The following is a 9,504-nucleotide window of genomic DNA, read 5'->3' as shown; positions in this document are numbered from 1 at the left end:
TGGCCGCCAGTTTGGCGATACGTTCGTCCAGGGCGCGGTGTTCGGCCCGCAGCTCGGCGATGCGCTGGTTCAGCTCGTGGATTGGCGGCAGCTCGGACATGCCGCCAGCTTGGCCGGTCAGCGCGGCCAGTTTACGTACAGCTGGTTGCCCAGCAGCCTGCCATCGGCATCGCGTGCATCCACCCGCAGCCAATGCTGCTCGCCGTCCGAACGCCAACGCAGCAGCGTCAGCTGGTTGAGGACTTCCTTTCATGGAGCGAGCAGCCGGAGGGCATCACGTTCGAGCAGTGGTGCGAATGTCGGCAGCGGCAATGCGTGTGGGGCGTGACGTATTCCTTCGACTAGGAAGCAGCCTGCCGGCCATCGGCCGGGGCAGGCTGCGTTTCCGGGTCGGCGATCGGCCGGCAGGTGCCACGGATCAAGCCTTGGCCACCATTTTCGTGGTCCACATGGCGCTCCTCGAATTCCCCGGCCGAGCGATCGTAGATGAAGGTGCGCGTCATCAGCAGCATTTCGCCGCCATCGGAGTACAGGTGCGAAACCTGTGTGTAGCGGTCACCCTCCACCAGCAACGGCGATGGCGTGCGTTGTGGCTCCCACAGGTGTGGTTGCCAATGTCGGCCTGCGCCCGCATGCAGCTGCTTGATGTCGTTCCAGAACCACATACGGTGGTTGGCGATCTTGATGACCCAGCCGCTATGGACCTGCTTGCCGGTGCCTCCCAGCCCTGGCGTGCTGCACTCCATTACCAGTGTTGGCTCCGGCGGAGGTAGGTCGCAACGGCCGCTCTCGGCCTCGCACCACGGCCACTCGCGCTCGGTGGCAACCTGCGCTAGTTGCCCGTAAACCGGCACAATGCCTGCGCCCGCACCGCGAAAGAACCCCTCCATGAAGCGGCCGGCCTTCAGTTCCTGGTAGTCGTGCCACGCGTTCGGGCCGGGCATTGGCCGTACGCCCGGTGCGGTGCAGTTCAACGTAAAGCGCAGCGGCGTGCCCTTTGCGAGGGTGCCACGAAAATCCCGCAGTACGGTTGCTTCCACCTCGCAGTTTGCCCGTGCTTGCCCGCGCAGCAGCGTTACCTGCACCAGCCGCACCTGCAGGTGGTGCGGCGCCTGTTCGCGTGCCTGTTGGTAGTACTCCGATGCCAGGGCGGCATGTGCGGTCGGCGCGGCAAGTGTTGCTGCCGCCAGTGTTGTCCTCAAGGCCATCCACTTCATGTGCAGCGCCCATTGCCGGCTTCGTACAGCACCTTCCCGGTGGACAATTCCACGTGCAACTCACCGTTGTCGTAGGTGTTGATCAGCAACGCGCTGTCGTCTTGGCTCAGCCTCGGCTTGCGGCAGCGCCACCATGTTGATGAAACCGACGCCGGTGCCTTGGCCGCCGCTTCCGCGCCCAGTAGTTCGTCCAGCGTGAACTGCAGCCGTGGCCTGCCATCTGCCGCATACACGGCCAACACCATGCCTTGCCCCATCTGCGCCCACTCGTCCAGCGCGATCAACTCGCCCTGCCCGGTCAACAACACCTCCACAGGGGCAATGCGGTTACTCAATGGGAAGCGGGTTTTCAGCGCGTACTGCGCGTTCTTTGCGTCATAGTCATACAGCTCCACGCCGGGCTGCTTGCCGCCACGCAAGCTGCCAGGTGTCACCCGCACCAGCGCCTGGCCATTGCTGCTGGTGACCACCTTCAACGAAGGCGGCGCCCATGAGTCGGCCTGCGCCGCGCCGGCCATCGATAACGCCAATCCGAGCAACAGGCAACGGAAGGAAAAACGCAAAGACATGGCCATCATCCCCATGAAATGAAAAAAGCAGGCAGGGGCCGTTCCCGGTACTCAAGCTGCGGCCAACTTGCGCGCCATCATCTTGACCACGGCATCCCGTATCTTTGCCGACAAAAAAAACGACGGCAGGCTGCCAAGCGCGCCGGAAGTGGAGCGCGGCGGTCGGTCGCTTGCACGCACGTAGTCGAGTATTTGCCGGGCATGTTCACGGTCCCACGCCCATAGCATCTCGCCGCGTATCGACCACTGCCACCACGCATCCTCCGGCCATTCCAGAACGTGCACGAAATGCGCGCAACCCGCCGTGCACTCCACCACGCCACGGTGCAACAACGCATATCCCTGCACATCATCAATGGCGGTGGTCAGGTACTGGTTTGAACTGCCTTTCGGCGCTTGCCACGGCAAAAGCTGAGGGTATCTTTCCGCCACATACCACCCGCCCCAGCGGCGCGTGGGCCTGTCGGCAGCTGGTTCCGTGAGGAACACGAAAGGCTCGCGGAACACGGCTCGCCCGGCGCAGCGGGGGCAGCGGACATCCACAGTGTCACGGCGACTCATTGCATCGCATCCACCGCCACGCAGCGCCCGCTGAATTCCAGCTTCAAGCGCTTGCCGCCATCGGGCACATGCGTGCCGTCGTCGATGCGCAGGTGGTAGACACCGCTGCCAGGCTCCAGCATTTCCTCCCGCCGATAGACCCCGCCGCTGTGCCGGTCGGTGAGGGTGTAGGTCAATACGTGGTGCTGCCGGCCGAAGCGGCATTGCCAATCCTCCACCAGATGCGAGCTCTGCACCTGCCGCCCACACAGCGACGGCCCCCACGCGCTGCCCTCCCATTCCCGCCAACCTTCGTCGGGGGAAACCTGCATCCAGTCGGTGCCATGGCCTTCCGTTTCGCAGCGCAGGGTTTGGGCGGTGGCGTCCGGCATCAGAAGGAATAGCAGGATGCTGGTGGTGGTGGCGGATCGGATTGGCACCGGGCTTCGCTCGGAAGTGTCTCTGGATCCTCTATTCATTCTTGCGTTAAAGCACTGGCTTTGGTGGTTTTGGCTCTTCAGTCTTTTGGCAGCGGCCGGACTTGGTTCTCCACAGTCGTCGACCAATGGGCTGCTCATTCCATCCATTCAAGCCAACCTCATTGATCTTTAACGCTCCGTCGGTTCTGCTGATGGTGTATTCATCAAAGTTCCCAAATGTATGACCATCTACTGTTGAAACTGATTCTATAAACGTCGCGTACTGTCCCGGTGAAAAATGGCAAGTCTGCTTCCACTTGAAGCCGCCGGAAACAACTTCTGGCGCGCAATAATTGGAGCTCCATTGGGATTGATCCTTGTCCCAAAATTGGAGGGATGGATTCTCGTTTGTTCCTGATATCTTTATCGTGAAGGTCGCGCGGTCATTTGCGCTGCATTCAAGTATGGATAGGTAGTTTTCAGAGCCCGAGGAGGTTTGTGCCTGTGAAATAAGTAAAGCTAGAAGGATCGTGCTGTTTAGTTTTCTCATTATATTTGGTCTCCGGTAATATTCCGATCAGGTGGCAAGTGCCTGAGCTGAGGGATGAAACCCGACCTCGCCATGCTTGATATCGCTTGATGTTGAGTTTACTGCGTTTGAATCAATCCGTTCGCCGGTTTTCATCGTTGACCAATACCGCTCACCCTCGTTAATCCATGTACGAAGCAACAGGGTCTCGCCGCTGGAGGCTCTGCAGGAATGCACCAAGTCTTCGACTTGTGCGAACGCAGGTACGCCAAACAAGCAAGAGACGAGGGGGGTTGCTAAGGTCCACAGCATTTTCTATGCGTTCATCACGTGCTGAATTTGAAGCCGATTTATTCGAGGGGTATGCATCCAGTCCACCTAGCCCGACTCACTTATCTGGGTGCCGGCGGCACTGCCCCTCTTGCATGGTCTTGAGCAAGCCGCGCCGGCACGTAAAGCATCAACGCCTCTATCAAGGCCTGCCTTGGGAAATGATTGTTGGTGCCTAGCGCCTTCACTTGCCATGCGTCGCTGGACTCGAAAGGTAGTGAGATGGACCAGTGATCGGCGTGGTAGATGCCCAATAACACGCTGCCGGGAAGCACAGCGTCCTCAAGTAGCAATTGACCATCGTTGCGGTCGTCAATAGCCGACAACGCACCGACAAAGGGCGAAAGAACCGGGTTCGCCCGCCCTTGCGAAGTTACCGCCGCGATGCTGTAGACCGGTACACGATCGGGCATGGCCAGGAACGCCCTACGCACCTGCATTGCCTGGCGGTACGAAATGCTACGCACCCCACCTCCGTCAGCCGGCTTACAAGTGGACCACGGTGCGCTTTTCAGCACCCGCTCATAGAGTCCAGCCGCCTGGTTGGCCAGCGGAGAGCCATTGGCGGTGCCGGCCACTGAGACGAGACCGCCCACCTTCGCCCGCCAGGCCGCCGCCTCCGGCTGGGTCAAGGCCAACATGAAATCGCTCAGGCCCTTGGAGTAGGCGACTACGACAGCGTCGCTGATATTCTTTCCATGCTCGAGCATGTACGCATGTATCTGCCTGGCGTTCTGCGCGGATGATCCACGCCCCGTCACCTTGACAACATGAATGTTATAACCCTTGCGACGCAGGGCCTCATACCCGTCCGAGAACGGTGTAACCCATTGATCGACGCACTCGCCCAAGATTCCCGGAATAATCACCAGCGTAGGCTTCCGCGCAGAATCCGGAACTCGTCCTTTCGCAGCAGTCGGTAACGCTGGTGCCCCCGCAGGATGCCAACTCCACTCTTGGCAATTGCGCGCCTCACCGCCAGTCTCCGCGTACTGGGCACAGAACACAGCCTGGAACTCGCTGCGGGCATCTTCAATGCCTGCGGACTCCCAGCTTGTGCGGATACCCGTGTCTGGGATGTCACTGCCACGCAAGCTGGAGACGGAGGCGCAGCCCGAACCGGCCAAAAGGGCGAGTGCGGCCAGCGAACGAATAGCCAGACCCGATGAGCGGTCTTGTGCACTCATCGTCACAGTCCCCCGATCACATCGCCCAGGTTGAATCGGCGATGCTCATTCAAGCTCGCGCTAGCGGCAATTTCCAGAACACGCTTCTTGTAATTCTCATCTTTCGCGATGCGCTCAGCTATTTTCCGCTCGGCAGCCGCCAGCCTATTGAATCCAACCGTCTGGCTCATACTCCAGCAATTTGTGTAACTGAGCCAGGTTCCGGGTGATTCCCATGTGTCAACTGGCCGATCTAGTACGAGTCCCGCCAGTTTTTCCGCAGCATCTACGTGACGACAAAGTTCGGTTCCCTGAAAGGAAGCGGGACGGTTGTAGCCTATGCTCGGTCGGACGTCGAGCATAGCTTTACTTACTATTGGTACCGACGCTCCAAACTCGATGACGCTGGCTTCCATTGGCCAGTCGGTTGTCGAGCCGATGTTCACTTCGACGCCACCCGAATGCCACTCCACCGGACGCGGCCTATGGGTGTGTGCGGACACATACATCCATTGCCGGCCATTGCGTGACATGACGTTATGCAGACTCGACCGGTCCTCTTCGAGCTTGTTGAACGGATAGTGTCCAGCAAACACAAGCTTTTTCGAACTGTCGGTGCTGATGATGTCCGCAATGTCGTCAATCTGTTTTTTTCCTACGCAAGCGTGAGTGCCAGCGTTGCTGCTCTTGTAATCCAAGCCACCCCGAGCAACCTCACAAGTGGACGTATCGATCAGCACCAATCGATGGCCAGGTTCCAGATCAATTGCTTGGACCAGGTATGAAAGAGATACCCGTTGCAGGTCCCAGTAATTTCCCTCATTTTTTCGAAAAGCCGGCGGATACCACCGACCCAAGAGGCGGTAGTTCAGTGCTTCCAATTTGGTGCCGCTCTTGATCTTGGCTTCGAACGGGTATCCATCTTCGTCGCTGCCGCCCTCAATCGATTGCAACTCTATCCCTAGCGATTTGGCGTACCTGACCATCCACTGTCCCTTGTTCAGGGGCAGGCCATTGCTTGGGCTGGCACAGGCACCTCTCCAACTCGTCCCGCCAATATCCGACTCAGGGTTGGACCACCATGAGGCATCTACAGGCAATTTTTTCCCAACGAAGTTGGCCATCGTCTTGTTAAGTACGCCATCCATCGGCACATAGCTGTTGACCGTACCCATCAGATAACTGTCATGGTTGCCATGTGCTGCCAGAAGGAGTTGATCCGGTCTAAGCCCTGCTTTGATGCTGCCGTTATAACGATCAAGTTCGCTGCTGCAGGCAACATTGGTTGTGTCGCCGAGCATGACCACCAACTTCGACCCCTCCGGTCCCGCCATCTCACTGGCACGGCTGAGGAGTTCAGTGAGCACATAGGGCGCCAGTAGGTTCAACTCAGGCGGGCGTTGCGCAACACCCGCCGCGAAATCTGAAATGATCCATTCTTGCTTGATGCTGCCACCGTAGACATTGTGGATCTGCGGATCGGCAAGGAAGACCGCTGTGGCGTGTCCGTTATCGGCAGAAGCGCGGTCGGAAGCAAAAGCCGCCAGTGCGCAGGCCAAGATATGCCAGAAGCATTTGGTAGAAGTCATGTCCTTCCTCCTGTAGTTGTGGCTCTGAAATTTCTCCATGAATCAGGAAATAGCTCCAGATAAGAAAATATTCTGGGTATCGCCTGGGATATATCCCCGACCTGTGCTTTTCACATCACCACTGCACCACCACGCAGGCTTTGCTGTAGGTGGAACCGTGGACATGTGTACGGCGGTCATCCTCAGCGTCATCGCGGCCGAGCCGGTTGCGGTCAACAATGCGACGGCCGTTGGTGCTGGTATCGGTTATGCCCTGCCGGTCAAGTGCGCGCCGCCAGCGCTTTCTTTCTTCTTCGATCTGGTCGAAATATTCCTGACTGGTGTTGGATTCCAGTTCCGGTCTGGCAATGACGCTGTCGGACACATAACAGGCCCCGCTATCAGAGGACTGCGCCATGCCATATACGTAGATGGGGTCGGCATGGGCCAAGGCCGGCAGTGTGGTTACCGCCAGCAGCAGGAGGAGGGGTAAGGAGTGGTCTATCTTCATGGTGCTTCCCCGGTGGGAATGGTGAAGTGGAGTGGGGACGGGTTTCACGGCCGCCAATGAACAAATACCGGCTCGAAGGCACGGATGGCGCGTTGTTGTTCGGCGGCGCGGCGGTCGCGCTCCATGCGCACGTCCAGCGCCAGCTCGTCATGCCAGCAGCGTTCGTAGCCGGTGCTGGCATCCCAGCGCGCATCCACATGGCGTGCGAAGGCGATGGCGAAGGTGGTGTGGTTGTCGTAGTAACGGCGACGCTGCACCGGGAATACGTCCGAATAGAATGTCCGCCCCTGGTCGATGTCCGTGGCCACGCAGTAGGCGTGAATGGTGTCGGCGTCCCCGTTGGGGCTTGCGGCCAGGGGCAGGGCCACTGCCGTGCCCAAAGCCACGCCTGACAGCGCTGTCAGGTATGAGCGGGCCTTGCGTGCTTGGTCACCCCTGGTGGGATGGCTGCCGCAGCGTCGGGCAAGCCACGCCGGCCATTTGCGGGCCTTGATAAGGCTCATATGCGGTTCCCCCTGTATGCTCGCGGCATATCTCGGGCCGGGCTGTGGGACGGTGCACGAAGATGAGTTGTCCGTCTTTGCCGAAGCTGGAAAGTTTCTGAAAGCTTATGACGGGACTACTGGAGCCTCTCCAGAGGGCTCATGAAAATCAATGGCTTGCTCCCTCCGGGGAGAGCGGTCGCTGAAGGGGACAGGGACGATGGATCATCACAGTGAGCAGGATGCCTCCAAGCGCCCGCAGCCGGGAATATGGCACTTTGCCGATGCCGAACTGCATGAAACCGATGGCCGGCTGGTTGCGGATGGGCAGTCCCGGCATCTGGAACGCAGCAGTCACGCCATCCTGCGCTATCTGCTCAAGCACGCCGGGGAGATTGTCAGCAAGGAGGAGTTGTTGGCAGCGGGTTGGCCGGGGCGGGTAGTTGCGGAGAACTCGCTGGCCAAGGCCATCAGTCGCCTGCGCATGGCTTTGGGGTCTTCCAGCGAGGCACTGCGCGTCATTCACGGGTATGGCTACCGGCTCAATGGTCCGGCCCGGTTCACGCCGACAATGGCCATCGAGCCCGTGCAGGGGCCAGTAACCCCTGATCCGATCGAGGTGGAGCGGGAGCGCCTGCGTGCCGAGGCCGTGGAACGGCAGGGCCGGTTGTTGCAGGAGTCACAGCGCCGACGCCAGTGGATGCTGGCGAGTATCGCGGCGATGGGAGTGCTCCTGTTGGTATCGCTCTGGCAGCAATGGCGGGTGCAACAGGCCAGCGATGCGTTGAAGGAGGCCAATCGGTTGGCGGAGGAAAACGCGGCCATTGCCGATGCGGTCAACCGTTTCTTCAATCAGGACGTGCTTGGCGCGGCATCACCCTATGCGCTGAACGGAAAGCGGGAGCTGACGATCCATGAGGCCATCGAGCATGCGGCGGCCCGTATCGGCACGCGTCTGCGCGACCAGCCCGTGGTCGAGGCCACGGTACGAATGACCATTGGCCAGGTGCATGGCGAGGCCATGAACATCGCCAAGGCAATAGAGCAGGAACGCATCGCTGTGGCCTTGTTCGAGAAACACCTTGGCCTTGACGACACCCGAACCCAGCGGGCGCGCTACCGTCTGGCTGCCGACCTGACTGACGACTCCCGTTTTGATGAGGCCAAGCGGCTCATCGATGACACCGATGCGGCACGCCAGCAGCTCGCCTTGGCTGACCCGGAGACCACCCTGCTCTCGCACAGGGCGAGCTGTTACTGGCACATATGGCGTGAGCAATACGACGCGGGCCTGCATGCCTGCGAAGGTGTGATTGCAAGCCAGTTGCGGGTAGATGCGAATGACCGCAATGAGCTGATAAAGGCGCGTACCAATTTGGCCGTGCTGCACAGTCGAGCCGGTCGCTTCAACAAGGCCGAAACGCAGTTCTCGCAGATTGCAGCCGATTTTTCTTTGCTGGGCGACGACTCCAGCCCAACTTGGTTGCGCGCTTCTTATCTGCATGGAATGAATCTGGTGGCGTTGGCGCGCTATGAGCAAGCTGCAACGGTGCTGGATACGGTGTATCACGGCTCACTAGCGGCGATGGGCCCCGAGAATCCGCATACGCTCGAGGTGGAGGTGGGAATGGCCGAACTTTTCCTGCGAAGTGGCCGTCATGCAGAGGCCTTGCCGCTGTTGCAGCACGCCCATTCGGCCTATGTGCGCCAATTTGGTGAAAACAGCCACTACACCATTGGCGCGCGCAAGGCGCTTGAAACCGCCCGATGCGTCGTCGTGGCTGAGGGAACTACCAAGGGTGGAAAGACGTCTGCCTGTATCTGAGGCGGTGAGACCGAGTGGATGTCATCTGGTCGGCTCGTCCGGAACGCTGCCCGCTTTGCGGCTTACGCCGCTCCCACAACCCCTGCGGGGTTGATGGGTTGTATTGGAAAGCCCGTGCCGAGCATGGCTCGGCACTACTGTTTGTTGGCGGGTTTTGCGTTGAGCTGCGCTCAGGCTGGCTCGTCCGGGATCAGCATGCTTTCCAGCTTGGTGATGCAGTCCTTGAGCTGCAGCTTGCGCTTCTTCAGGCGCTTTGCGTCCAGGTCGTCGTCGAGGTTGGCCGCCAGTTTGGCGATACGTTCGTCCAGAGCGCGGTGTTCGGCCCGCAGCTCGGCGATGCGCTGGTTC

Annotated in this window: 11 protein-coding genes; 1 reads left to right on the top strand and 10 read right to left on the bottom strand. The window is 59.8% G+C overall.

The features are described 5' to 3' along the window. Window positions 1-341 precede the first annotated feature (341 nt). The 9 genes from ACVOMF_RS19385 to ACVOMF_RS19345 all read right to left on the bottom strand — a co-directional run bounded on the left by ACVOMF_RS19385 (window position 342) and on the right by ACVOMF_RS19345 (window position 7,352). Complete coding sequence (locus ACVOMF_RS19385; RefSeq protein WP_481510716.1) at window positions 342-1,217, bottom strand: hypothetical protein; 876 nt, start codon at window positions 1,215-1,217, stop codon at window positions 342-344. Next, window positions 1,214-1,786 carry a hypothetical protein gene (locus tag ACVOMF_RS19380; RefSeq protein ID WP_481510715.1) on the bottom strand — a complete coding sequence of 191 codons (573 nt, stop codon included), beginning with the start codon at window positions 1,784-1,786 and terminating at the stop codon, window positions 1,214-1,216. Before ACVOMF_RS19380 ends, ACVOMF_RS19385 begins: the two co-directional genes overlap by 4 nt. 51 nt (window positions 1,787-1,837) lie before the next feature. Next, complete coding sequence (locus tag ACVOMF_RS19375; protein WP_481510714.1) at window positions 1,838-2,347, bottom strand: hypothetical protein; 510 nt, start codon at window positions 2,345-2,347, stop codon at window positions 1,838-1,840. Further along, a complete protein-coding gene (locus tag ACVOMF_RS19370; RefSeq protein ID WP_481510713.1) occupies window positions 2,344-2,766 on the bottom strand; it encodes a hypothetical protein in 423 nt (140 codons plus the stop codon). The genes ACVOMF_RS19375 and ACVOMF_RS19370 overlap by 4 nt, the downstream gene beginning before the upstream one ends. Window positions 2,767-2,812: 46 nt before the next feature. Next, window positions 2,813-3,295 (bottom strand): hypothetical protein, encoded by a 483-nt coding sequence (locus tag ACVOMF_RS19365; protein ID WP_481510712.1) that lies wholly within the window; start codon window positions 3,293-3,295, stop codon window positions 2,813-2,815. A gap of 371 nt (window positions 3,296-3,666) precedes the next feature. Next, complete coding sequence (locus tag ACVOMF_RS19360; RefSeq protein WP_481510711.1) at window positions 3,667-4,791, bottom strand: hypothetical protein; 1,125 nt, start codon at window positions 4,789-4,791, stop codon at window positions 3,667-3,669. A 2-nt stretch (window positions 4,792-4,793) separates the two neighbouring features. Beyond that, window positions 4,794-6,359 (bottom strand): hypothetical protein, encoded by a 1,566-nt coding sequence (locus ACVOMF_RS19355; RefSeq protein WP_481510710.1) that lies wholly within the window; start codon window positions 6,357-6,359, stop codon window positions 4,794-4,796. A gap of 115 nt (window positions 6,360-6,474) precedes the next feature. Next, window positions 6,475-6,849 carry a hypothetical protein gene (locus ACVOMF_RS19350; protein WP_481510709.1) on the bottom strand — a complete coding sequence of 125 codons (375 nt, stop codon included), beginning with the start codon at window positions 6,847-6,849 and terminating at the stop codon, window positions 6,475-6,477. A 44-nt stretch (window positions 6,850-6,893) separates the two neighbouring features. Continuing rightward, complete coding sequence (locus ACVOMF_RS19345) at window positions 6,894-7,352, bottom strand: hypothetical protein (RefSeq protein ID WP_481510708.1); 459 nt, start codon at window positions 7,350-7,352, stop codon at window positions 6,894-6,896. Window positions 7,353-7,551: 199 nt separating this feature from the next. On the opposite strand from ACVOMF_RS19345, the gene ACVOMF_RS19340 reads away from it, so the two are divergent. Continuing rightward, complete coding sequence (locus tag ACVOMF_RS19340) at window positions 7,552-9,156, top strand: winged helix-turn-helix domain-containing protein (protein WP_481510707.1); 1,605 nt, start codon at window positions 7,552-7,554, stop codon at window positions 9,154-9,156. A gap of 170 nt (window positions 9,157-9,326) precedes the next feature. On the opposite strand, the gene ACVOMF_RS19335 is transcribed toward ACVOMF_RS19340, so the two are convergent. Beyond that, window positions 9,327-9,504 (bottom strand): YdcH family protein (locus ACVOMF_RS19335; RefSeq protein WP_481510717.1); only part of this gene is annotated, 178 nt, incomplete at its 5' end.

This window comes from Stenotrophomonas sp. STEN022, from assembly GCF_056760155.1.
Note: the sequence above shows the minus strand (reverse complement) of the source record. Positions and strands in the feature narration are given on the sequence as shown.